The organism is Mesorhizobium sp. W050, from assembly GCF_054719535.1.
On record NZ_JBTTIH010000001.1, the window covers coordinates 2653241 to 2676162 of the forward strand.

Genomic DNA, 22922 nt, shown 5'->3' on the forward strand with positions numbered 1-22922 from the left:
GTTGCGCCTGGGGCGGGCAGCCTTTAGGTCTTGGCACAAGAGACGCTGGAAGTATGCGACCGGCACGGAGGAATTCGTCGTCAAAATGCGACCCCCAACAGCTGTAATAGCGGCACTGCTCTGGCTGCTGCCGGCAAGCGCCGGCGCGCAGACGCTGCATGTCGGCGTCGCCGCGCCCCTGTCCGGTCCGTCGGCGATCCTGGGCAAGCAGATCGAGGCGGGCGCTGCCCTGGCAGCAGAAGCCAACGGCGCCGAGATCAGGACGGTCGACGATGCCTGCACCGCCGATGGCGGGGCTGCCGCCGCCAGGGAATTCGCCGCTGCGAAGGTCGATATCGTCGTCGGCTTCCTCTGCACCGAGGCGATCCAGGCGGCGCTGCCGATCCTCAAGGACGCCAACATACCGGTCATCACCGTTGGCGTGCGCACCGAAAGCCTGACCGATCGCCGCGCCAAAACCGGCTGGCCGGTCTACCGGCTGGGGCCACGCGGCGACGACGAGCGCAATGCGGTGGCCGGCATCCTGACCCGGCTGTGGCAGAGCGAATTGTTCGCCATCGTCGATGACGGGACCATCTATGGCCGCGAAATCGCCGAGACGCTGCGCGCAGCGGCCGAACAGGCGGCGCTGAAGCCGGTCTTCACAGACACGTTCCGGCCGCAGCTCGACAACCAGATCGGGCTGATCGGCCGGCTGAAGAAGGCGGGCGCGACGCATGTCTTTGCCGGTGGCGACGGCGACGACATCGCCATTATGGGCCGCGACGCCGGCCAGCTCGAGGCCGGCATTGTCTTTGCCGGCGGCGAGAATTTGCGCACGCCACCCGGCGATGTGCCTTACGCCGTCGGCACGCTGATGATCGCGCCGCCGGAATGGGCCGATGTCGCCGATCCCAAGGTGCTGGCGGCGTTTACGGCCAAGAACATCGCGCCGGATGGCTATGCCTTGCCGGCCTACGCGGCGGTGGAGATTGCCAAGGCGGCCTCGGCCGCGCCCCAGACCTCGGGCAAGGGGCTGGCCGACGCGCTAACCGGGCATGATTTCACCACCGCGATCGGGCCGCTGCGGTTCGACGACAAAGGCGATCTGAGCCAAAACCTCTATCGCGCCTTCCGCTTCGACGGGACGCGTTTCGTGCCGGCGGAGACGAACTGATGTTTCGCACCGGGCCGCGCAATCTGATCACCGATGTCGCCGGCTTGCGCGTCGGCAACGCGTCGGATGCCACGCTGAAATCGGGCGTCACCACCGTATTGTGCGACGAACCGGCGGTCGGTGGCGTGCAGATCCTCGGCGGCGCGCCGGGCACGCGCGAGACCGATTTGCTCGAACCGCACAATTCCATCGAGGCGGTTCATGCCGTCGTGCTTTCGGGCGGTTCGGCCTTCGGCCTCGACGCCGCGTCGGGCGTGCAGGCGGCGTTGCGTGAAAAAGGCATTGGCGTCGATGTCGGCGGCTTTCGGGTGCCGATCGTGCCGGCGGCGATCCTGTTTGACCTGCGCAATGGCGGCGACAAGGATTGGGGCCGTTATCCTCCCTACCGCGACCTCGGCTACGAAGCCGCCCAGGCGGCAACAGTCGACTTTCCGCTCGGCACAATCGGCGCCGGCACCGGCGCGCTAAGCTCCGGGCTGAAGGGCGGCCTCGGCTCGGCCTCGACCGCGCTCGACAGCGGCATCACCATCGGCGCGCTCGCCGCCGCCAACCCGACCGGCTCGGTGACGATTGCGCGTACACGCTATTTCTGGGCGGCACCCTTCGAGATCGGCGATGAGTTCGGAGGCCTCGGCTATCCCTCGCCGATGCCGGACGACGCCAGGCGGATCCTGTTGAAATACCGCGACAAGCGTGTCGGTGGACAAGTCGAGGCCGGTGGTAACACCACCATCGCCGTCATCGCCACCGATGCCGTGCTGACCAAGGCGGCAGCCAAGCGGCTGGCCATTTCAGCGCATGACGGCTTCGTGCGCGCCATCTGGCCGGTGCACACGCCGGCCGACGGCGATCTGGTGTTCGCGCTGGCGACGGGGAAGAGCGGCATAGAACTCAGCGCCGACGATGCCGTCGATTTCTTTGCCACTGCCGGCGCCACCATGGCGCGCGCAATCAGCCGCGGCATCCATGCCGCGACGCCGGCCGAAGGCGACCTGTTTGCGGTGTGGTCGTCGCGCTGACTTTCAGTCAGGTCGGGTCGGACTCCTCTTCCTCGAAGCTGACCGCGACATCCGAATTCGCCGACAGCCAGACTTTCTGGCCCTCGACCTCGGCAAGCAGGCTCAAGGGAATGTAGTGGTGATGCCCCTGATGGGCGCCCTCGCCGCTGTCGGCCTTGGTCAACTTGATCCGCTCGCCATCGACCCTGTCGACGGTGCCGATGTGAACGCCGTCGGCGCCGACCACTTCCATATGCTCGCGAATCTTGCTGGCCTCAGTCATGGGGTGTTCTCCTTTTGAAAACGATCGACGATAACAAACAGAGGCGAAATTGGATGCATCGCCTTTTGAATAGCACGATGTTTTGACTGTCTCGTGATAGGGAACGATCGAACCAAGGCAGGCGGAGCGGAACCCCGATGCGAAATCTCGTCCTGATTGGCGTTTGCCTGCTGGTCCATCTGGCATCCGCCATGGCCGCCCGAGCGGGCGATGTCGCCGAGCTTGAAATCCTCGGCTTCAGCAAGGATGGCAGCGTCTTCGCCTTCGAGGAATATGGTGTGGCAGACGGTTCGGGCTTTCCCTATGCCAATCGCTACTACATCAACACCGCCGACGACACGTTCCTGAAGGGCACGCCAATCCGGGTCCGGCTGGAGGATGAGACCGCCTCGCTCGAGACGGCCCGTCAGCAAGCCAGGCAAAAAGGCGAAGCAATCATTGCCCAGGCCGAGCTTACCGCCAACCGCGGCATCACCGCCGGCTTCAACCCGGTGACCGAATTGTCGGCCGACCCGTTCCGCATGGTGGTCAACCCACGGCCGATCTTTTCGCCGGTCGACCCGCCGCTGGAATTCCGGCTGGACGAGATCGGCATGAACGACACCGAAAGCTGCCAGAGCCAAGGCGAGATCAACGGTTTTCGCTTGCTGCGGATCGAGGCCAGGGATGGCGGCCAGACCCATCTGCTGCATGAGGATAAATCGATCCCGAAAAGCCGTGGCTGCCCGAACGGCTACAGGATCGGCGCGGTGCAGACATTTTCGATGGACGGCATCAGCGCCTATGCGGTGCTGATCGCGGTGCGCCAATACGGCTTCGAAGGGCCGGATTTTCGCTGGATCGCCGTGACCGGACGCCTGTGACATCGCTCGATCAATCCAGCTGGCGCAAGCGCGCCGGAAATCGCGTCAGCCGCGCCGTACCATCGACGGGCACGGCGCTTCTCGGCGCCTTGCTTGGGCGATGGCCATGGGCGCCAGCGCGCTGACCGGTCTTTGGCTCGACAATTGGGAGACCCCGGAAAAGATCCGCTTCGTCGCCCTGCTGTTTGCGACCGGCGCGGCATTGGCCTTTCCCGTCGGGTTGTTCGCAGCGCGGCTGGTCTCGCTCGACCGGCATTGGGAGGTGGCGTTCGCCGCCGCCTTCGTCTGCCTGCTTGCCACGACGCTCGCCTTCACCGGCGGGTTGTTTGCGCTGCAATACCGCTCCTATTATGCCGAATGGCACGCGGAGGCCTTCACCGCCCGGTGGGCGTTCGAACTGGTCTTCACCTCGCTGACGGCGCTCTACCAGTTCGTGGTGCTGGGTATCAGGCTCTATTTTCCGCTCGGATTCATCGCGCTTGCCGCCGCCAGCGTTTGGTTTGCACGCCAGCAGCGTTGAGCATTCGGTCCGCCTCTGATAGGAGGCGCACTTAACCACCGACATATCAGGACTGACGGATGATCCCTCGCTATTCCCGGCCGGAAATGGTCGCCATCTGGTCGCCGGAAACCCGCTTCCGCATCTGGTTCGAGATCGAGGCCCATGCCTGCGATGCGCTGGCCGAGCTCGGCGTCATTCCCAGGGAAGCCGCCAAGACCATCTGGGAAAAAGGCGGCGCCGCCCAATTCGACGTCGGCAAGATCGACGAGATCGAGGCCGTCACCAAGCACGACGTCATCGCCTTCCTCACCCATCTCGCCGAATTCGTCGGGCCGGATGCGCGTTTCATCCACCAGGGCATGACCTCATCGGATGTTCTCGACACCTGCCTTGCGGTGCAGCTCGGCCGCGCCAGCGATATCCTGCTGGCCGACCTCGACGGCCTGCTCGCCGCGCTGAAGCGCCGGGCGTTCGAGCACAAGGACACCGTCACCATCGGCCGCAGCCACGGCATTCATGCCGAGCCGACCACGTTCGGCGTCAAGCTGGCGCAGGCCTATGCCGAGTTCTCACGCTGCCGCGAGCGGCTGGTGCACGCGCGAGAGGATATTGCCACCTGCGCCATATCGGGCGCGATCGGCACCTTCGCCAACATCGATCCCTATGTCGAAGAACATGTGGCGAAAAAGCTTGGGCTGAAGCCGGAGCCGGTGTCGACGCAGGTCATCCCTCGCGACCGCCATGCCATGTTCTTTGCCACGCTCGGCGTCATCGCCTCGTCGGTCGAGCGGCTGGCGACCGAGATCCGCCATCTGCAGCGCACCGAGGTGCTGGAAGCGGAAGAGTATTTTTCGCCGGGCCAGAAGGGCTCGTCGGCAATGCCGCACAAGCGCAACCCGGTGCTGACCGAAAACCTCACCGGCCTTGCCCGCATGGTGCGCTCCATGGCCTTGCCGGCGATGGAGAATGTCGCGCTCTGGCACGAGCGCGACATTTCGCATTCCTCGGTCGAGCGCATGATCGGCCCGGACGCCACGATAACACTCGATTTCGCGCTGTCGCGGTTGACCGGCGTCATCGACAAATTGCTGGTCTATCCCGACAACATGCTGAAGAACATGAACAAGTTCCGTGGCCTTGTGCATTCGCAGCGCGTGCTTTTGGCGCTGACGCAAGCCGGCGTCAGCCGCGAGGACGCCTACCGCCTGGTGCAGCGCAACGCCATGAAGGTATGGGAACATAGCGCTGATTTCCTTGAGGAATTGTTGGCCGACAAGGAAGTCACGGCAGCGCTGCCCGAAGCCGAGATCCGCGAGAAGTTCGACCTGGGCTATCACACCAAGCATGTCGATACGATCTTCAAGCGGGTTTTCGGATAGGATCTTCCATGCGGCTGGCTGTCCTTTCCGACATCCATGGGAATCTGCGCGCGCTTGAGGCGGTTCATGCGCAGATCAAAGACGCTTCTCCCGACATCATCGTCAATCTGGGCGATTGTCTCTCCGGGCCGCTATGGCCTGAAGAAACCGCGCAATATCTGATTGCACAGAATTGGCCGACCGTGCGCGGCAATCACGACCGTGTGCTGGTCGAGCCGCCTGCTTCCGGGTTGGAAGACGTCGATGCTTTCACCCACCAATGCCTGTCCCAGGCGTCATTGACCTGGCTCTCGGCATTGCCGGTCACCCTGTCGCCTGCCCAGGGCATCCTGCTTTGCCATGGCAGCCCCAGTGACGACGACGTGTTCCTGCTCGAGGAAGACGGAGGCAGCCACTTCCACCCGTCCAATGAAAAGCAGATCAGGCACAAGCTGGGCAGCGCCGGCGCCGGGCTGACCTTGTGCGGCCATACACATACGCCGCGCGTTGTGCGCTTGTCGGACAACCGGACAATCCTCAATCCCGGCAGTGTCGGCGTCCAGGCATTCCCAGGTTTGACTGTGACCGGCAGTCCGGATGCCCGCTATGTCCTTGCCACGCGCAAGGACAGACAATGGTCGTTCAGCCATCATACGGTCAGCTATGACTGGACCGAAGCATCCGGCCGCGCCACGGCGACCGGATTCGACAGCTGGGCGCATGGGCTGCTGACGGGCTACGCCGCCAATTCCTTGTAAGAACCGAGCAGACGCTCAGCCTGGGGCGCCTGGCACGGTGCGGATCACCGTGCCCCACGGATCTTCCCGTGTGATGTCAGCGGTTGTCTTGTCCGAGCGCATCTCGACCCAGGCCAGCCCTGAGCGGGACGGATCGCGGCGCCCGGCGCCGGCGCTGTGCCACGAATTGCCACCGATATGATGGTGGTAGCCTCCCGACGACAGGAACACCGCCTGCCCTCCATACTTAGCGACCGTGTCGAAGCCAAATTCGTCGTGCCACCAGGCCTCGGCATCTTCCGGCCGGCCGACGCGCAGATGGACATGGCCGATAATGCTGTTTTGCGGCGCGCCCTGCCAGCCGGCGTCACCGGCCGGCACGCTGCCAACCACGGCGGCCAGATTCAGCCGCTCGGTCGCCATGGCGATCTTGTCGCCGTTCCACTTCCACTCCTGCGGCAGACGGTCCCTATAGACTTCAATGCCGTTGCCTTCGGGGTCGGTCAGGTACAAAGCCTCGCTGACCAGATGGTCGGAGGCGCCCTCGATGCGGATCTTGTTGGCGGCGGCATGGTTTATCCAACGGCCGAGATCGGCGCGGCTGGGCAGAAGGAAAGCGGTGTGGAAAAGGCCGGCGCTGCGCGGATCGTCGGGCTTGGCCGCTGCGTCAGGCTCGATGACCAGCAGCGGGCGCTCGGCAGCGCCCAGCGTGATGGCGCCATCGGCGCGGCTCAATTCCTGCAGGCCGACAACAGCCCGGTAGTAATCGGCAAGTCCTTCGGCGTCGCGCGCCTTCAGGCCCACGCGTGACACGCTGACGGGGGTCGTCGCGGCAAAAGGCAGTTCGCTCATAAAACTCTCCGTTCAGCGCGTTATCCCAGGCCGCGCCACCAGTCTATTCTGTTGTCCATCTCTTCCTGCCTCAAATCGTCGATCCTGATCGTTCACACAAGATGGAAAGAATCGAACAGGTTGTTCACGATTGTGATGCACCGCATGCGTCAGCGCGGGTTGCACGAGACACGGCCGCTCGCTATCTCAGCGCCATGAAAGTCAAAGACGCAGATATTCTGATCGTGCCGGGCTACACCAATTCCGGCCCCCAACACTGGCAGACACGCTGGCAGTCGAAACTGTCGACGGCGCGCCGGGTCGAGCAGGCGGAGTGGTCGAAGCCGGTGCGCGAGGACTGGACGGCGAGCGTGGCGAACGCTGTCAACGAGGCCGAGCGGCCGGTGGTGATCGTTGCCCATTCCCTGGGCGTGGCGGCCGCGGTGCAGGCCATTCCGCAGTTCAGGAAGCCGGTCGCCGGTGCGTTCTTTGTCGCGCCGCCCGACGTCGCCAACCCGGAGATAAGGCCGCGTCACCTGATGACCTTTGGCCCCTATGCACGCGAACCGCTGCCCTTCCCGTCCATCGTCATCGCCAGCCGCAACGATCCGTTCTGCGCCTTCGAGGTTGCCGAGGACATTGCCGGCGCCTGGGGTTCGCTGTTCATCGATGCCGGCGAAACCGGTCACCTCAATGAGCATGCCGGCTTCGGCCCGTGGCCGGAAGGGTCGATGACCTTCGCCAAGTTCCTGACCGACCTCAAGGCCTGACCGGGCAAGGCACCACGCCTCAGCCCTTGATCGAATCGTTCATGCTTTTGATGAGTATCTTTGCGCCGAGCGAAATCAGCGCATGGTCCGAGCCCATCGCCAGCAGCCGGTAGCCCATCGCCACGACGCGGCCGGCAATCGCCGGCTCAACGACGTAGATTGCCGCATGCTTGCCCGCCTTGCGCGTCCGCTCGGCGATGGAGGCGACGGTTTCCATCATGCTTTCCAGCGTCGAATTGACGGTGGCGCCATTCGACCAGGCGATGGAGAAATCCGATGGGCCGAGGAAGATGCCGTCAATGCCCGGCGTGTCGAGGATGCCGTCCAGCGCATCGAGTGCGGCGCGCGTTTCGACCATGGCAAAGGCCATGGTGCGTTGATTGGTGTCGCGCAGCCATTCGGCGTGGTCGCCTTTGCCATGGCGCGGAAAAGCATAGGTCGGGCCCCAGGAGCGCTCGCCCATCGGCGGATATTTCATCGCCGCGGCAAAGAGTTTTGCATCGGCCACCGAATTCACCATCGGTGCAATCACCGCCTCGGCACCGAAATCGAGGGCGCGGCTGGCCATGTCGAAGCGGCCGACCGGAATGCGCACCAGCGCCGGCTTGTTGGCGGCCAGCACCGGCACCAGGCCGCGCAAGACCGAGTCTTCGTGGTGTCCGCCATGCTGCATATCGAGGGTGACGGCGTCAAAACCCTGCTTGGCGATGATTTCGACCGTCAAAGCGTCCGGAACGCCGGACCAGGCGGTGAACAGCGTTTCATCCGCCGCCAGGCGTGACTTCAGGGACATGGGTGCTTTCCTCGTTGGGTAGAGCCTTGTAACAGGCCTACGCACAGTTTCAGCCGGAAAAGGCTGAAAAGGCAAAGAAAAACCGCCCGGCTGGACCGGGCGGTCGATTGGTCCAGCGCTACTCGCTCTAGGTGTTCTTGATCTGCTCGATCGCCTGCGCCATCAGTTCGTCCATGGTGCGGCGGATCTGGTGATCCGACTGGTCGACGCCGGCGGCGTCGAAATCCTTGCGGATCTTGCGGAATACGTCGTGATCGCCGGCTTCCTCGATATCGGAAACCACAACTTCCTTGGCATAGGCGTCGGCGTCAGTGCCGGATTTGCCCAGCTTTTCGGCGGCCCACAGACCGAGCGCCTTGTTGCGGCGTGCGGAAGCCTTGAAGCGAAGTTCTTCGTCGAAGGCGAATTTGCGCTCAAAACCCTCTTCGCGGTCTTTCATGCTGCTCATGGCTTCCCTCCGATGAAATCGATTCGCGTTGGCGATGGATATGTGTGTTGCCGCAGCACAAACCAAAAGGGCGCGGGCCGGTCAATATGCTACATCACTTGCTGCGCTGCGGCATTTCATTCCTGAAAGCGGTCGATGGAAAGGATTTGCCGATTGAGCAAACGCTGTGATTGGGATAGACCCGGCATTGAACCCCACCCGTCGCCGCACCAATTTAGGCAGACGGACAGGAACTGGTCGCTTGCCGCCTGCCCGCAAATCCAGAGAAAAATCAGATGAAAAATCGCCGCCGCATTTATGAAGGCAAGGCCAAGATCCTCTATGAGGGACCGGAACCGGGCACGCTTATCCAGTTCTTCAAAGATGATGCGACCGCATTCAACAAGAAGAAACATGAGGTCATCGACGGCAAGGGTGTGCTCAACAACCGCATTTCCGAGTACATCTTCAACCATCTGAACCGCATGGGCATTCCGACCCACTTCATCCGCCGGCTCAACATGCGCGAGCAGCTGATCAAGGAAGTCGAGATCATTCCGCTCGAAGTGGTGGTGCGCAATGTCGCCGCCGGCTCGCTGTCCAAGCGCCTCGGCATCGAGGAAGGCACCGTTCTGCCGCGCTCGATCATCGAATTCTATTACAAGGCCGATGCGCTCGACGATCCGATGGTGTCGGAAGAGCACATCACCGCTTTCGGCTGGGCAAGCCCGCAGGAGATCGACGACGTCATGGCGCTGGCCATCCGCGTCAACGACTTCCTCTCCGGCCTGTTCATGGGTGTCGGCATCCAGCTCGTGGATTTCAAGATCGAATGCGGCCGCCTGTTCGAGGGCGACATGATGCGCATCGTCGTTGCCGACGAGATCTCGCCGGATTCGTGCCGGCTGTGGGACGTGGCAACGCAGGACAAGCTCGACAAGGACCGTTTCCGCCGCGATATGGGCGGCCTCGTCGAAGCCTATCAGGAAGTTGCCCGCCGCCTTGGCATCATGAACGAGAACGAGCCGCCGCGCCCGACCGGCCCGGTGCTCGTCGCCTCGACCGATGGCCTCAAAGGCAAGCCGCATTAAGTCTTCATTTCTTGACGCAATTCCGGACGGAAAACCGCTTCACACTTTTCCTGGAATTGCTAAGTCTTCGAACAGGAACCTGTCCAGCATGATCAAGGCCCGCATCACCGTCACCCTCAAGAACGGCGTGCTCGACCCGCAGGGAAAAGCCATAGAGCACGCTCTGTCCGGACTGGGGTTCGGCGGCGTCGGCCAGGTGCGGCAGGGCAAGGTCTTCGACCTCGAGCTCTCGGAGACCGACAAGGCCAAGGCTGAAGCCGATCTGAAAGCCATGTGCGACAAGCTGCTGGCGAATACGGTGATCGAGAATTACGCGGTGGAGATCGCTTGATATGAAATCAGCTGTCGTTCTTCTCCCCGGCCTCAACCGCGACCGCGACATGATTGCGGCGCTGACCAAGATTTCCGGGCAGGCGCCGGCGACCGTCTGGCAGACCGACACTGAAATCCCCGATGTCGACCTGATCGCCATTCCCGGCGGCTTCTCCTTCGGCGATTATCTGCGCTGCGGCGCCATTGCCGCGCGGATGCCGGTGATGCGGGCAGTCGCTGAAAAGGCCGCCAAGGGCGTCATGGTCATTGGCGTCTGCAACGGGTTCCAGATTCTGGTCGAGGCCGGCCTGCTGCCCGGCGCGCTGATGCGCAATGCTTCGCTGAAATTCGTTTGCCGTGAGGTGAAGCTGCAGATCGCCAACGCCAACACCATGTTCACCCGCCGCTATCAGCCGGGCCAAATCATCCGCACGCCGGTTGCGCATCATGACGGCAATTATTTCGCCGATGCCGACACGCTTGCGCGCCTCGAGGGCGAAGGACAGGTTGTGTTCCGCTATGCCGAAGGCACCAATCCCAATGGCTCGATCAACGACATTGCCGGCATCATCAGCGAGAAGGGCAATGTGCTCGGCCTGATGCCGCATCCGGAAAACCTGATCGAGGCCGCGCATGGCGGCAGTGACGGCCGGGCGCTGTTCGAAGGCGCACTCGGCATCGCCGCCTGATATCTCTTCGAATTCCTTTCAAAACGCGGGGGCGGTTGACCATGAGACTGACGATTGTTCGCCTAGGTCCCCTGGCTGCTGCCGGCTTGGCGTTGGCGTCCTGCCAGTCCAGCCCGAAGAGCGCGCCGGTCCCCACGGGCAAGAGCGCTTCGCTGCTGGCCATGGAACAGGTAGCGATATCGGCCCACAAATGCTGGATCGCCAGCAAGGATCCCGCCTTCAAATCCTATCAGATGGCCAATGAGCTGAATTCGTTCAGCGGCACGCCCCGCTTCCTGCTGGTGCCGGCCAAGCATTATGGCGGCAAGCCGCTGCTGGTCGTCCAGGCGCAAGGCAATTCCAGCCGCGTCGACGTGTTCGGTCCGCTGATGGACGATCCGCTCGGCGCGCGCATCGGATCCGACATTGCGCGCTGGCAAACGGGCAACCCCTCCTGCAACGCGGCCGCCTGACGCCATGGGCCGCTTCCTGCAGTTTGCGGGATTGATCATCGGTCTGGCCGGGCTTGTCCTGCAAGCGTGCATCACCATCCCGGCATCGATGGAAGCCGGCCGCAGTTTTCTCGGCTCCATCGTCTTTCTGTTCAGCTTCTTCACCATCCTGACCAACATCGGTGCAGTGCTGGTCCATGTCTCGCTGCTGTCGCCTTCGGGCTACGCCTGGCTGCCGGCCTTTGCCGGGCCGCGGATGCGGGCGGGCGTGGCGGCTTCCATCGCCCTGGTCTTCATCGTCTACGCGACAGTTCTGGCGCAGCTCTGGCAGCCGCAGGGGCTGTTCCTGCTCTGTGACGTGCTGCTGCACTATGTGACGCCGGTGCTGTTCGTGCTGTGGTGGCTTGTTGCAGGCGCTGACGGCAGGACACGCTGGAGCGACATTTCGTGGTGGATGGCCTATCCGATCGCCTATCTCGCCTATGCGCTGGCGCGCGCACCGATCGCAGGCGAAGTGCCCTACCCGTTCCTCGACGTTGCGAAAAACGGCGCGGCCAACGTCGCCCTTGCGGCGCTGGCCGTCACCGGTGTTTTCCTGGTGCTGTGCATCCTCGCCGTGCTTGCCGATAAGGGCGTCTCACGCCTCAGGGCTCCGGGCACACGCCGCTGACCAGACTACAAGTTAGTCCCAGATTCGCCTGATGCCTTCGCGGTGAGCGTCGTCACGCGACACACCGATGTCCCTGAGCTGCTCGTCGGTCATTTCGAGCAAAGCCAGGCGGCCGCGACGGCGCTCGATCAGCACGTCGATCCATCGCGCCAGCGATCTGACTACATGCACGATCCGGCCGACAAAGCCTCGCCGGCTGGACGGGCGCGGCCCGACCAATTCAATGCCCGCGCAGCGGATTGTCTCGATTGTATCCATTGTCTTTCTGCCAACCTTGCAAATTGTACCCATCTTAGTACGGTTCTGATATGCATTGACACCCGATCTGGTGCAATATACAGAATTGTCACCATGACAAATTGGCTCCCTGACCTCACCATCGGTTCCGGCCCGCTTTACCAGCGCCTTGCCGACAGCATCGAGTCGGACATCGACAAGGGCGTCATCGATGCCGGGGCAAAATTGCCGCCGCAGCGCGATCTCGCCTATGATATCGGCACGACGGTCGGCACGATCGGCCGAGCCTATCAGCTGCTGCGCGAACGCGGGCTGGTGAGCGGCGAAGTCGGACGCGGGACCTATGTGCTGGCGCAGCAATCGGAAGCGTCACCCGAATTCGCCGAGCCTGCCGTGCAAGGCACGCGCTATGTCGATGCGCCGCCCGGCAAGCTGCGTTTCGACAGCACTGCCGCGCCCGACATCGGCCAGGGCGCCATTGTCGCTGACATGCTCTCGCGCACGGTGCAGGATCACCCGCACGAGATTTCGAGCTACACCAGGGATTTTCCGGAGCGCTGGTTCGAGGCCGGCGCCCGCTGGCTGTCGCGCAATTCGTTCCGTCCGGCGGCCGACACCATCGTTCCCACGCTTGGCACACATGCCGCGGTGATGGCGGCGATTGCGGCACTGACCACACCGGGCGACTATGTCGCCTTCGAGCACCTCACCTATTCGCAGATCGCCCGCAGCGCCGGGCTGATCGGGCGGCGCATAGCACTGGTGGCATCGGACGAAGAAGGCCTCGATCCCGAGGATTTCGAACGCGTCTGCGCGCAAAAGCACCCGAAGATGATCTTCCTGATGCCGACGGTGCAGAACCCGACGCTGGCGATCCTGTCGGTTTCGCGCCGCGAGGCGATCGCTCGTGTCGCGCGCGCGTACAATGTCATCGTCATCGAGGACGATCTCTATGGCGGCCTGACCGAAGATCCGACGCCGCTCATCGCCGAATATGCACCCGAGCGCACCATTGTCGCCGGCGGTCTGTCGAAATCGGTCGCGGCAGGTGTTCGCGGCGGCTGGCTCTCCTGCCCGCCCGCCTATCGCCATCGCATCCGCGTCGCCCACAAGATGATGACCGGCGGGATGCCGTTCCTGCTGGCGGAGGTGAATGCGCGGCTGGTGCTGTCAGGGCAGGCTGGCGATATCCGCAAACGCAGCATTGCCGAAATTGCCGCCCGCATCGCCATCGTGCGCGAGACACTGGCGGGTTTCGCCTTCAAGTCACACGGCAGCGTGCCCTTCGTCTGGCTGACGCTGCCCGATCCCTGGCTGTCCGGCACGTTCAGGAGCGCATGCCTCGAAAATGGCGTGCTCCTCGACGACGAGGACGAGTTCAAGGCGGGGCGTTCCGAGCAGGTTTTTCACGGCGTGCGTTTCGGCGTCTCGCAGCCAAGGCGGCGCGAGGACATCACCGGCGGCGTCGCGGTGATCCGGCGGCTGCTGGAGGAAGGCCGCGCCGGCTACGACAGTTCGTCCTGAATCGTTGGCGCTAAACCGTGCGCCTGCGTACCGATCTCAGGTTCAGCCCTCTGCCTTGAAGTTTTTGGCTTCCTTTGCGCCCTTGTCCTTGCCGTGCTTCTCGGCCAGGTCCTTGGCCTGCTTGGGCGAAACGTCGGTGGTCTCGGCAATATGCATGGCCTCCTTGTCGGAGAGGCGATTGTCTTTCTTGCCTTGCTTGGTGGCCATGTCGAAATCTCCTGATTGGTTTGAGGCCTAACGGCCGGGATGCCATAGCGTTCCCCAACGGCTCCCCGCTACCATCGTCGCCCTGTGGTTTTCCGGCGTTTTTCGTCATCCAATGGGGTGTATCACGCCAAAGCTTGCGATATGAGGGGACTCAAATTCCCCTCTCCCATGGACATCAATCGCCGCCCATGACCATTTCTAATTCCGTGCCGATCACCCCGGAACTCATCGCCGCGCATGGGCTGAAGCCCGACGAATACCAGCGCATCCTCGACCTGGTCGGGCGCGAACCGAGCTTTACCGAACTCGGCATCTTCTCGGCGATGTGGAATGAGCACTGCTCCTACAAATCCTCGAAGAAATGGCTGCGCACGCTACCGACCACCGGGCCTCAGGTCATCCAGGGTCCGGGCGAGAATGCCGGGGTGGTCGATATCGGCGATGGCGACTGCGTCGTCTTCAAGATGGAGAGCCACAACCATCCCTCTTACATCGAGCCCTACCAGGGTGCGGCGACCGGCGTCGGCGGCATATTGCGCGATGTCTTCACCATGGGCGCGCGGCCGATTGCGGCGATGAATGCGCTGCGCTTCGGCGCACCCGACCATCCCAAGACCAGGCACCTGGTCAGCGGTGTGGTTTCCGGCGTTGGCGGCTACGGCAATGCGTTCGGCGTGCCGACGGTCGGTGGCGAGGTCAATTTCGACGCCCGCTACAACGGCAATATCCTGGTCAACGCCTTTGCCGCGGGCCTCGCCAAGACCGATGCGATCTTCCTGTCGGAAGCCAAGGGCGTCGGCCTGCCGGTCGTCTATCTCGGCGCCAAGACCGGGCGCGACGGCGTCGGCGGCGCCACGATGGCCTCGGCCGAGTTCGACGACAAGATCGACGAGAAGCGCCCGACCGTGCAGGTCGGCGATCCCTTCACCGAAAAATGCCTGCTCGAAGCCTGCCTTGAACTGATGGCGTCCGGCGCCGTCATCGCCATCCAGGACATGGGTGCGGCCGGCCTCACCTGTTCGGCGGTCGAGATGGGCGCCAAGGGCGACCTCGGTATCGAGCTTCACCTCGACCAGGTGCCGGTGCGCGAAGAGCGCATGAGCGCCTATGAGATGATGCTGTCGGAGAGCCAGGAGCGCATGCTGATGGTGCTGCGCCCGGAGAAGGAAAAGGAAGCCGAGGCGATCTTCCACAAATGGGGCCTCGACTTCGCCATTGTCGGCAAGACCACCGACGATCTGCGCTTCCGCGTCATTCACCAGGGTGACGAGGTCGCCAACCTGCCGATCAAGGACCTTGGCGACAAGGCGCCGGAATATGACCGCCCCTGGGTCGAGCCGAAGAAGCCTGCGGCGCTTGCCGCCGGCGATGCGCCGAAGGCCGATGTCGCCGATGCGCTGTTGAAACTGCTCGGCGGGCCGGACCTGTCGTCGCGCCGGTGGGTGTGGGAGCAGTACGACACGCTGATCCAGGGCAATTCGCTGCAGCTTCCGGGCGGCGACGCCGGCGTTGTGCGCGTCGAAGGCCATCCGACCAAGGCGCTCGCCTTCTCCTCCGACGTGACGCCGCGCTATTGCGAGGCCGACCCGTATGAAGGCGGCAAGCAGGCTGTGGCCGAATGCTGGCGCAACCTCACCGCCACCGGCGCGCTGCCGCTGGCGGCGACGGACAACCTCAATTTCGGCAATCCGGAACGGGCTGAGATCATGGGCCAGCTGGTCGGCGCGGTGAAAGGCATTGGCGATGCCTGCCGGGCGCTCGGCTTCCCGATCGTGTCGGGCAATGTCTCGCTCTACAATGAAACCAACGGCCAGGGCATCCTGCCGACGCCGACCATCGGCGGCGTCGGGCTGATCGCCGACTGGTCGAAGATGACCCGTATCGGCTTCGCCGCCGAGGGCCAGATGATCATGCTGGTGGGCGCACCCGCAAGCTGGGGCAGCCATCTCGGCCAGTCCGCCTATTTCAGAGACATTCACGGTCGGACCGACGGGCTGCCGCCACCCGTCGACCTCGCGCATGAAAAGCGCGTCGGCGACCATGTGCGCGCGCTGATCGCGTCGGGTGTCGTCACCGCGGCGCATGACCTTTCCGATGGCGGCCTGGCGATAGCCCTGGCCGAAATGGCGATGGCGTCCGGCATCGGCGCCACCATTCCGGGGCTCGCCGGCACCGACCCGATCCCGGTCTGGTTCGGCGAGGACCAGGGCCGCTACCTCCTGACGCTGTCCGTCGATCCGAAGAGCAAGGAATGGGACGCCATCCGCGACGAACAGAGCAGGCTCGGCATCTTTGCGCCATGGATCGGCTCGACCGGTGGAAACGAACTGAAGCTCGGCGATGCCAGGGCGATCCCGGTCAGCGAATTGACCGCCGCCCACGAAGGCTGGTTCCCGAACTTCATGGACAAGTCCAGTTGACCAGCCTGGCAGCCCGGACGCTGATCGCAGTCGTCTTCTGGCCGTCGCTGTTCTTCTTCTGGTTCCTCGGGCCGTTCGTCTTTTTCCTGCTGTCGACGACCTCGAGCGAGGTCTGTCCGCTGCTGGAAAGGCGTGACCAGTTCCTTGAGGCGGCCAATGGCACACTGCAGATGCTGGCCTTGCAAAGTCTGATCTATGCGATCCCCATCGTCTGCCTGGTGCTGTGGAGCCGCCTTTTGCCGAACCCGGCGCGCGCAAGGCATGTCGCCACCTGCATCAAGCTCTTTGCCATTGCGGTCATTACCGGCGCGCTGTGGGAATACGGGTCATCGCTGATCTGCGACGGCTATGGCCAACCATTCTTTTCGCCCTTGTGGCAGATGACCAGCTATCTCCCGATTATCACCCTGGCGCTCAACATCCCGCTCTATGTCCTGGTGTTCAGCCTTGGCCGGGGGTTCTCGACCCGCGACGACATTACAGAAGATGGTGTGGTTCACCCGCGGCAGGATGGCCCTTAGACACTGCGTCCCGACAGAACGGCTTCAACCCGGACCAGAAAGGCTTTAGGCTGCCGTCCGAGTCACTCGTGCCTAGCCGCCCAGAACAGGATTTTGCCATGGCAATGGATGCCCACGACATCGAAAAACTGATCAAGGACGGCATTCCGGACGCCAAGGTGACGATCCGCGACCTCGCCGGTGACGGCGATCACTATGCAGCCGAAGTGGTGGCCGAAAGCTTCCGCGGAAAGAGCCGCGTCCAGCAGCACCAGATGGTCTATGATGCGCTGAAGGGCAATATGGGCGGCGTGCTGCACGCGCTGGCGTTGCAGACCAGTGTGCCGGACTGACGCCAGGCTGGCCTAGCGCGTCGGCGGCTGGCTTGCCAACACGGCAATGATCGGCCCTGCCGGATATCTTCCGCCGACAATCATCCTGTCGCCATCCGACAGCGCGGAGACCGCGCCGTCGAGGAACAGCGCGTTGCGGCATTGTAGCGCGTCGCGAAACAGCCGCGCAAAGCTGCCGAAACTTACCTCAGACCGCGAGATCGCCAGCAAAACGGTGTTTTCATCGCGCACGCCGACGCCGTTGCGGACGTAGCGCGAGGTTCCGTTCGGCTCGAAGCGTGGATGAATCTGGCCATCGATCACCAGCATCGGGCCCGACTGCGTGGCGAAGGCGACATCGGGTTTGGCGGCGGCATAGGCGTTGCTTTCCATGACAGCCGCCTTGCCGTCCTTGCCGACCAGAAAGACGCCGTTCGGCTTCAGGAAGAAATTACCTTCGCTATCGGCAAGGTTGAGCGGCGACTTTTCGCTGCCGTTCTCGACCAGCAGGCCGACCGGCGACAAATCCTCGTGATACATGCCGCCATTCATGGCGAGCAGCACCGGCCTCCCCTCGCCCGCAACCGCCTTGTCGAAGGCTTCGAGCGAACCAAAAGGCTTGCCATCGGCGCCGGCGTGGAAAACACCGATGCTGTCGGCGCGAAGATCGATCTCGCAGACGACATAGGTCACCGCCTCGAAGGCGACATTCCGGCAAGGCGCGGGCAGGTCACCGCCAATGACCAGCGGCGGCGGCTCCGGGCGTCTCGGCCACCACACAACGGCAATCGCCGCCAGCAGGATGGCGATCGGAAGGGCGGCGCCATATCGTCTTCTCATCATGTTCCGAAGGCTGCAATCGGGTCGGATGCTTGGCCCAAGACAGGCGATCCTTTGCGCCATTTCCGCGACGGCGGCGCAAACATCTTGTTTCGGCCCATCTATGGGTTTATTTGATGGCTATGCTTCGAGCCTGACTCCCACAGGCGTGAAAGGATATCTCATGAGCGGCATCAACGACTACATCGACAGCGAAGTGAAGGGCAACGACGTCGTCCTTTTCATGAAGGGCACGCCCGGTTTTCCGCAGTGCGGCTTTTCCGGCCAGGTCGTCCAGATCCTCGATTACATCGGAGCCGACTATAAGGGCGTCGACGTGCTGACCTCGGCCGAACTGCGCCAAGGCATCAAGGAATATTCGAACTGGCCGACGATCCCGCAGCTTTACGTCAAGGGCGAATTCGTCGGCGGCTGCGACATCATCCGCGAAATGTTCCAGGCGGGCGAGCTGCAGACGTTGCTCGTCGACAAGGGCGTCAGCGTCAAAGCGACAGCCTGATTCTGAGTTGAGACGGGGCAGCCCCGCCCCGGCAAAATGTTACCTCCCCCTATCGGAGTGAGGACGAACTTATGCGCCGGCATGCCGGCGCATATTCGTTTTGAAGATCGGACCCGCCGTGGACCAGCCAGCAAAAGCGCCGCAACAGGCACGCAAATTGCCTATTCCGCGCTGGGAATTCATCGCGCTGTGCGCGGCACTGATGGCGTTGAACTCGCTGGCCATCGACATCATGCTGCCGGCACTGCAGCAAATCGGCGCCACGCTTGGCGTTGAGAATGAAAACCACCGCCAGTATGTGATCACCGCCTATATATTGGGCTTCGGTGGCGGACAGCTTTTCTTCGGACCGATCTCGGACCGGTTCGGGCGCCGCGCGCCGCTCGTTGCCGGGCTGGCGATTTATGTCGTGGCGGCGGCAGCTGCCGCCATCGCCCCGTCATTCGCCGTCCTACTGCTGTGCCGGCTGGTGCAAGGCATCGGTGCGGCGGCGACCCGCGTCATCGCCGTCTCGATCGTGCGCGACACGTTCGACGGTCGGCGCATGGCCGAGGTGATGTCTCTGATCTTCATGGTGTTCATGGCCATCCCGGTGATCGCGCCTGGGATCGGCCAGTTCATCATGCTGTTCGCAACATGGCACTGGATCTTCGTCACCATGGCCGTCGGAGCGCTGATCGTGTCGGCGTGGTCGCTGCTGCGGCTGCCGGAGACGCTGCATCCGGAGTACCGCCGGCCGCTGACAGTCTCATCCGTCGTCGGTGGTTTCCGCATCGTGCTCACCAACCGCATGGCGCTTTGCTACGCCTTTGCCAGCACCTTCATTTTCGCCGCCATGTTCGGCTTCATCGCCTCCGCACAGCAGATCTATGTCGACATTTTTCATGTCGGCGAATTGTTTCCTGTCATCTTCGCGGGTGTCGCCGGCGTTCTCGCTTTTTCGAACTACCTCAACTCGCGCCTGGTCGGCCGCATCGGCATGCGCCGCCTGTCGCAGAGCGCACTGCTGTTGTTCCTGGTGATCAGCCTTGCCTGGCTCACCGTTTCGCTTCAAATGAAGATGCCACTCTGGCTGTTCATCACCTTCTTCGCCAGCGCGATGCTCCCGTTCGGCGCGCTCGGCGCCAATTTCAACGCGCTCGCGATGGAGCCGCTCGGCCAACTGGCGGGCACCGCGTCGTCCATCCTGGGCTTCATGCAGACTTTTCTCGGCGGCATCCTCGGCACGCTGATCGGCCAGGCCTTCAACGGCACGGTGACGCCGCTTGCCGCCGGCTTCTGCAGCGTCTCGGTCGCGGCCCTGCTGATGATCCTGATCGCCGAGCGCGGCAAGATGTTCCAGCCGCACAACCCACCCATTTCAGGGCACGTCACCGACCTGCATTGAGCAACTGTTCTGCGCTACGAGTTTTATTTGTCTCAGACCGCAGCCACCTTCAAGCGACGCGTTTCAGGATGCGCCGCCAATCACTGCCGTGAAACGAGGGAACAGCGGGCGCCCTGCGATGGCGCCACCCATGCTGTCCGAAAGAGGCATCGGCAGAGCCTTGTCGAGAGCTTCGAGCACGGATGACACAAAGACCCGGTTGAGCGAGGCATCATCTCCCATATGGGAGAAAGTGGCGCGCGGTTTGCCCATCAGCGTGCCGTTTTTGCGAATTGAGAAACTCAGCGTCAGGGTCATGCCAGCACTTCCAGGCGGCGGCTGCCAACAGGCAAAGATCGCGGAAAACATCTCGTCTATGGTATCGACGGGATCGCGACTGCCGCACGCGCGTTCCTGCGATCTTGCCTCAGTGGCGCCAGCGGCGGCCAAGGCAAGTGCAAGCGCCGTTGCAACAATTGCGGACCGATGTTTCATTTCGCAGCTTCCGACTTCGCGAGAGATTGGACACTATAACAGAGCCAATATACTTGACGAAAGCCTCTACCAGCAGTTGGACCGATTATTGCGCCCAGAGTTCCCTGCGCAACTCCTGCCAGCTTTCCTTGTCCGGGGCGACAAGAATGCCGCCGTCGATATGCGAGGGCAGATAGGCGCTGCCGTCGATCCGCGCGGTGTAGCCGCCGGCCTCGGCGTGGATCAGCACACCGACCAGATGGTCCCACGGCATCAGTTTGTTGTAGACGACGAAATGGGCATGGCCGCTGGCCAGAAGACGGTATTCATGTGCCGCGCAGCGATAGCCGAACTGCGATAGGGTCTTGGTCTGGTTGCGCGCCAAGAGCGAGCGTTGCGGTTCCGCCAGATATTGCCAGGAGACGGAGCCGGTCATCTGCGAGATCGGCACGGCATCGGCGACATGCACCGTCTCCAGCGCGCCATGCGCATGGCGGATATGGCTGCCGGCGCCCTTGGCGCCGATCAGCCAGTCCCGGCCTACGGGGTCATGGATGATACCGGCGACGGTTTCGCCCTTGACGACGACGCTCAGCATGACGCCGAAGAGCGGCACGCCGGAGGCGAAGTTGAAGGTGCCGTCGACCGGGTCGACGACGAAGGCGAGGTCGGCATCGCCGAGCCCCTGAAGCAGCGCCGGATTGTCGGAACAGGCTTCCTCGCCGACGATCATCGCCGTGGGATAGCGCTCGCGCAGCCTGGCCGTGATCAGCCGCTCGGCGTTGATGTCGGCCTCGGTCACCAGGTCGGCAGCCGAGGTCTTCTGTCTGATGTCGCCCTCGCCCAGCCGGCGAAAGCGTGGCATGATTTCGGCCTTGGCTGCATCGGCGAGAAGCTCGGCCAGCCAGTCGATCGCTTGGTCGTCAAATATCATCGGAAATGTCTTGTCCTGTGCTGAGGCTGCCATTGAGGGCGGCAAAGTCGAACAGCTTTCTGTCGAGCAGATGCGACGGCCTGGTGTTGGACAGCGCGCGCAGCATCGTATCCTTGCGGCCCGGCATGCGCTTTTCCATATCGTCCAGCATCGCCTTCATGGCGTTGCGCTGCAGGCCTTCCTGGCTGCCGCAGAGATCGCAGGGAATGATCGGGAATTTCATCGCGGCGGCGAATTTTTCCAGATCGACCTCGGCGCAGTAGCTCAGCGGCCGCAGCACCATGACGTCGCCGTCGTCGTTGAGCAGCTTTGGCGGCATGGCGGCAAGGCGGCCGCCATGGATTAAATTCATGAAGAAGGTTTCGAGAATGTCCTCGCGGTGGTGGCCGAGCACCAGCGCCGAACAGCCCTCCTCGCGCGCGATGCGATAGAGATGGCCGCGCCGCAGCCGCGAGCACAGCGAACAATAGGTGCTGCCCTGAGGCAGCTTGTCGGTGACCACCGAATAGGTGTCCTGATACTCGATGCGATGGGCAATGCCATGCGCATCGAGGTAGTCGGGCAAAATGTGCTTCGGAAAGTTCGGCTGGCCCTGGTCGAGATTGCAGGCCAGCAGCTCGACCGGCAGCAGCCCGCGCCATTTGAGATCGAGCAGCACGGCCAGCAGCCCGTAGGAATCCTTGCCGCCGGACAAGGCCACCAGCCAGCGGTCGCCGGGCCTCGCCATGGCGAAATCCTCGACCGCCTGACGGGTCAACCGCAACAGCCGCTTGCGCAGTTTGTTGAACTCGACGGAAGACGGCACGTCGGCAAACAGCGGATGGAAGCCGCCTTCAGCAATCGGTTCAACTGTTTCGATGTCTGCCAGCATGTTCATGGCTTGTCGCTTTCCATAGCCGAGAGTGCCGGATTAGCGGACATGGCCGACAAAGAAAAGGCCGCCTCGACGGGCGGCCCTTTCCAGTATCGCAGAAAAGCGATCGCTTAGCGCGAATAGAATTCGACGACCAGGTTCGGCTCCATCTGCACGGCGAACGGAACATCGGCCAGGCCGGGGATGCGCGAGAAGGTCGCGACCATCTTGTTGTGATCGACTTCGATATAGTCCGGCACGTCGCGCTCGGCGAGGCCGACCGCTTCCAGCACGATGACCAGCTGCTTCGACTTTTCCCGCACTTCGACGACATCGCCCGGCTTGCAACGGTACGACCCGATGTTGACGCGCTTGCCGTTGACGTTGACGTGGCCGTGGTTGACGAACTGGCGAGCCGCGAAAATGGTGGGCACGAACTTGGAGCGGTAGACGACCGCGTCGAGACGCGACTCGAGCAGGCCGATCAGGTTCTCGGAGGTGTCGCCCTTGCGGCGATCAGCCTCTTCATAGACTTTGCGGAACTGCTTTTCGGAGACATCACCATAGTGACCCTTCAGCTTCTGCTTGGCGCGCAGCTGCAGGCCGAAATCGGAAAGCTTGCCCTTGCGGCGCTGGCCGTGCTGGCCGGGGCCGTATTCACGCTTGTTGACCGGGGACTTCGGGCGGCCCCAGATGTTTTCGCCGAGACGGCGGTCGATCTTGTACTTCGCGGATTCGCGCTTGCTCATCGCATTCCCTTTCAAAACAAACCACCCGGAGCCTCATGGTCCGGGTGAAGGAAACGCGCCCTCCTCTGGCCTCCGT

Annotated in this window: 29 protein-coding genes and 1 pseudogene; 19 read left to right on the forward strand and 11 right to left on the reverse strand. The window is 63.0% G+C overall.

The genetic code is table 11. The annotated features are described in order from the left end of the window. The first annotated feature begins 85 nt into the window (after window positions 1–85). Both ACYG9Y_RS12880 and ACYG9Y_RS12885 read left to right on the forward strand, forming a co-directional pair. Window positions 86–1156, forward strand: coding sequence for a branched-chain amino acid ABC transporter substrate-binding protein (locus ACYG9Y_RS12880; RefSeq protein WP_023739381.1), 1071 nt, complete (start codon window positions 86–88; stop codon window positions 1154–1156). After that, window positions 1156–2175, forward strand: coding sequence for a P1 family peptidase (locus ACYG9Y_RS12885; protein WP_023739382.1), 1020 nt, complete (start codon window positions 1156–1158; stop codon window positions 2173–2175). Before ACYG9Y_RS12880 ends, ACYG9Y_RS12885 begins: the two co-directional genes overlap by 1 nt. Window positions 2176–2182: 7 nt before the next feature. Here the strand turns inward: ACYG9Y_RS12885 and ACYG9Y_RS12890 are convergent, their stop codons facing one another. Further along, a complete protein-coding gene (locus ACYG9Y_RS12890) occupies window positions 2183–2437 on the reverse strand; it encodes a DUF2171 domain-containing protein (protein WP_023669083.1) in 255 nt (84 codons plus the stop codon). A 137-nt stretch (window positions 2438–2574) separates the two neighbouring features. Here ACYG9Y_RS12890 and ACYG9Y_RS12895 point away from each other — a divergent pair, with 137 nt between their 5' ends. From ACYG9Y_RS12895 to ACYG9Y_RS12910, 4 genes and pseudogenes are all read left to right on the forward strand, one after another. Next, complete coding sequence (locus tag ACYG9Y_RS12895) at window positions 2575–3300, forward strand: DUF2259 domain-containing protein (RefSeq protein ID WP_023739383.1); 726 nt, start codon at window positions 2575–2577, stop codon at window positions 3298–3300. Next, window positions 3297–3820: pseudogene (locus ACYG9Y_RS12900) on the forward strand (hypothetical protein). Before ACYG9Y_RS12895 ends, ACYG9Y_RS12900 begins: the two are co-directional and overlap by 4 nt. Window positions 3821–3879: 59 nt before the next feature. Further along, window positions 3880–5181 (forward strand): adenylosuccinate lyase, encoded by a 1302-nt coding sequence (purB, locus tag ACYG9Y_RS12905; RefSeq protein WP_023739385.1) that lies wholly within the window; start codon window positions 3880–3882, stop codon window positions 5179–5181. Window positions 5182–5189: 8 nt separating this feature from the next. After that, on the forward strand, window positions 5190–5918 hold the full coding sequence (locus ACYG9Y_RS12910; protein WP_023739386.1) for a metallophosphoesterase family protein: 729 nt from the start codon (window positions 5190–5192) through the stop codon (window positions 5916–5918). Between the two features lie 15 nt (window positions 5919–5933). On the opposite strand, the gene ACYG9Y_RS12915 is transcribed toward ACYG9Y_RS12910, so the two are convergent. Next, window positions 5934–6749 (reverse strand): VOC family protein, encoded by an 816-nt coding sequence (locus ACYG9Y_RS12915; protein WP_023739387.1) that lies wholly within the window; start codon window positions 6747–6749, stop codon window positions 5934–5936. Between the two features lie 194 nt (window positions 6750–6943). Between ACYG9Y_RS12915 and ACYG9Y_RS12920 the strand changes: the two genes are divergently transcribed. Continuing rightward, window positions 6944–7498, forward strand: coding sequence for an RBBP9/YdeN family alpha/beta hydrolase (locus ACYG9Y_RS12920; protein ID WP_023739388.1), 555 nt, complete (start codon window positions 6944–6946; stop codon window positions 7496–7498). Between the two features lie 19 nt (window positions 7499–7517). Here the strand turns inward: ACYG9Y_RS12920 and ACYG9Y_RS12925 are convergent, their stop codons facing one another. Both ACYG9Y_RS12925 and ACYG9Y_RS12930 read right to left on the reverse strand, forming a co-directional pair. Next, window positions 7518–8291 (reverse strand): HpcH/HpaI aldolase family protein, encoded by a 774-nt coding sequence (locus tag ACYG9Y_RS12925; RefSeq protein WP_023669090.1) that lies wholly within the window; start codon window positions 8289–8291, stop codon window positions 7518–7520. A gap of 127 nt (window positions 8292–8418) precedes the next feature. After that, a complete protein-coding gene (locus ACYG9Y_RS12930) occupies window positions 8419–8739 on the reverse strand; it encodes a DUF1476 domain-containing protein (RefSeq protein ID WP_023669091.1) in 321 nt (106 codons plus the stop codon). Between the two features lie 47 nt (window positions 8740–8786). On the opposite strand from ACYG9Y_RS12930, the gene ACYG9Y_RS12935 reads away from it, so the two are divergent. From ACYG9Y_RS12935 to ACYG9Y_RS12960, 6 genes are all read left to right on the forward strand, one after another. Further along, window positions 8787–8909 (forward strand): hypothetical protein, encoded by a 123-nt coding sequence (locus ACYG9Y_RS12935; protein WP_280790911.1) that lies wholly within the window; start codon window positions 8787–8789, stop codon window positions 8907–8909. Window positions 8910–9014: 105 nt separating this feature from the next. After that, entirely contained in the window at window positions 9015–9809 is a 795-nt protein-coding gene (gene purC / locus ACYG9Y_RS12940; protein ID WP_013532127.1) for a phosphoribosylaminoimidazolesuccinocarboxamide synthase, read from the forward strand. Between the two features lie 88 nt (window positions 9810–9897). Next, on the forward strand, window positions 9898–10140 hold the full coding sequence (gene purS / locus ACYG9Y_RS12945) for a phosphoribosylformylglycinamidine synthase subunit PurS (protein WP_023669092.1): 243 nt from the start codon (window positions 9898–9900) through the stop codon (window positions 10138–10140). 1 nt (window position 10141) lies between these two features. Further along, window positions 10142–10810: a phosphoribosylformylglycinamidine synthase subunit PurQ gene (purQ, locus tag ACYG9Y_RS12950; RefSeq protein WP_023684888.1), complete on the forward strand. Its 669-nt coding sequence runs from the start codon at window positions 10142–10144 to the stop codon at window positions 10808–10810. Between the two features lie 41 nt (window positions 10811–10851). Further along, complete coding sequence (locus tag ACYG9Y_RS12955) at window positions 10852–11262, forward strand: hypothetical protein (protein ID WP_023669094.1); 411 nt, start codon at window positions 10852–10854, stop codon at window positions 11260–11262. A gap of 4 nt (window positions 11263–11266) precedes the next feature. Next, the gene (locus tag ACYG9Y_RS12960) at window positions 11267–11911 is read left to right on the forward strand and encodes a Pr6Pr family membrane protein (RefSeq protein WP_023684887.1); all 645 of its coding nucleotides are present in this window, start codon (window positions 11267–11269) and stop codon (window positions 11909–11911) included. A 12-nt stretch (window positions 11912–11923) separates the two neighbouring features. On the opposite strand, the gene ACYG9Y_RS12965 is transcribed toward ACYG9Y_RS12960, so the two are convergent. Next, on the reverse strand, window positions 11924–12169 hold the full coding sequence (locus tag ACYG9Y_RS12965) for a DUF1127 domain-containing protein (protein ID WP_023739389.1): 246 nt from the start codon (window positions 12167–12169) through the stop codon (window positions 11924–11926). 93 nt (window positions 12170–12262) lie between these two features. Between ACYG9Y_RS12965 and ACYG9Y_RS12970 the strand changes: the two genes are divergently transcribed. Beyond that, on the forward strand, window positions 12263–13672 hold the full coding sequence (locus tag ACYG9Y_RS12970; protein WP_023736517.1) for an aminotransferase-like domain-containing protein: 1410 nt from the start codon (window positions 12263–12265) through the stop codon (window positions 13670–13672). A gap of 42 nt (window positions 13673–13714) precedes the next feature. Here the strand turns inward: ACYG9Y_RS12970 and ACYG9Y_RS12975 are convergent, their stop codons facing one another. Further along, the gene (locus ACYG9Y_RS12975) at window positions 13715–13879 is read right to left on the reverse strand and encodes a hypothetical protein (protein ID WP_023669098.1); all 165 of its coding nucleotides are present in this window, start codon (window positions 13877–13879) and stop codon (window positions 13715–13717) included. A gap of 188 nt (window positions 13880–14067) precedes the next feature. Here ACYG9Y_RS12975 and purL point away from each other — a divergent pair, with 188 nt between their 5' ends. The 3 genes from purL to ACYG9Y_RS12990 all read left to right on the forward strand — a co-directional run bounded on the left by purL (window position 14068) and on the right by ACYG9Y_RS12990 (window position 17152). Continuing rightward, window positions 14068–16299, forward strand: coding sequence for a phosphoribosylformylglycinamidine synthase subunit PurL (gene purL, locus ACYG9Y_RS12980; protein ID WP_023739390.1), 2232 nt, complete (start codon window positions 14068–14070; stop codon window positions 16297–16299). Further along, window positions 16296–16820: a hypothetical protein gene (locus ACYG9Y_RS12985; RefSeq protein WP_023706458.1), complete on the forward strand. Its 525-nt coding sequence runs from the start codon at window positions 16296–16298 to the stop codon at window positions 16818–16820. Before purL ends, ACYG9Y_RS12985 begins: the two co-directional genes overlap by 4 nt. Before the next feature lie 98 nt (window positions 16821–16918). Next, entirely contained in the window at window positions 16919–17152 is a 234-nt protein-coding gene (locus tag ACYG9Y_RS12990) for a BolA/IbaG family iron-sulfur metabolism protein (RefSeq protein WP_010909092.1), read from the forward strand. A 12-nt stretch (window positions 17153–17164) separates the two neighbouring features. Here ACYG9Y_RS12990 and ACYG9Y_RS12995 read toward each other — a convergent pair whose 3' ends face one another. Then, the gene (locus ACYG9Y_RS12995) at window positions 17165–17974 is read right to left on the reverse strand and encodes a phosphodiester glycosidase family protein (protein WP_023739391.1); all 810 of its coding nucleotides are present in this window, start codon (window positions 17972–17974) and stop codon (window positions 17165–17167) included. Between the two features lie 160 nt (window positions 17975–18134). Between ACYG9Y_RS12995 and grxD the strand changes: the two genes are divergently transcribed. Both grxD and ACYG9Y_RS13005 read left to right on the forward strand, forming a co-directional pair. Continuing rightward, window positions 18135–18470, forward strand: coding sequence for a Grx4 family monothiol glutaredoxin (grxD, locus tag ACYG9Y_RS13000; RefSeq protein WP_023669102.1), 336 nt, complete (start codon window positions 18135–18137; stop codon window positions 18468–18470). 118 nt (window positions 18471–18588) lie between these two features. Beyond that, a complete protein-coding gene (locus tag ACYG9Y_RS13005; protein ID WP_023684881.1) occupies window positions 18589–19857 on the forward strand; it encodes a multidrug effflux MFS transporter in 1269 nt (422 codons plus the stop codon). Window positions 19858–19920: 63 nt separating this feature from the next. Here ACYG9Y_RS13005 and ACYG9Y_RS13010 read toward each other — a convergent pair whose 3' ends face one another. From ACYG9Y_RS13010 to rpsD, 4 genes are all read right to left on the reverse strand, one after another. Further along, on the reverse strand, window positions 19921–20154 hold the full coding sequence (locus tag ACYG9Y_RS13010; RefSeq protein WP_245259853.1) for a hypothetical protein: 234 nt from the start codon (window positions 20152–20154) through the stop codon (window positions 19921–19923). A 262-nt stretch (window positions 20155–20416) separates the two neighbouring features. Continuing rightward, a complete protein-coding gene (locus tag ACYG9Y_RS13015; RefSeq protein ID WP_023726924.1) occupies window positions 20417–21244 on the reverse strand; it encodes an inositol monophosphatase family protein in 828 nt (275 codons plus the stop codon). Further along, a complete protein-coding gene (gene ttcA, locus ACYG9Y_RS13020; RefSeq protein ID WP_023739392.1) occupies window positions 21234–22121 on the reverse strand; it encodes a tRNA 2-thiocytidine(32) synthetase TtcA in 888 nt (295 codons plus the stop codon). The genes ACYG9Y_RS13015 and ttcA overlap by 11 nt, the downstream gene beginning before the upstream one ends. Window positions 22122–22228: 107 nt before the next feature. Further along, entirely contained in the window at window positions 22229–22846 is a 618-nt protein-coding gene (gene rpsD, locus ACYG9Y_RS13025) for a 30S ribosomal protein S4 (protein WP_023669107.1), read from the reverse strand. Window positions 22847–22922 lie beyond the last annotated feature (76 nt).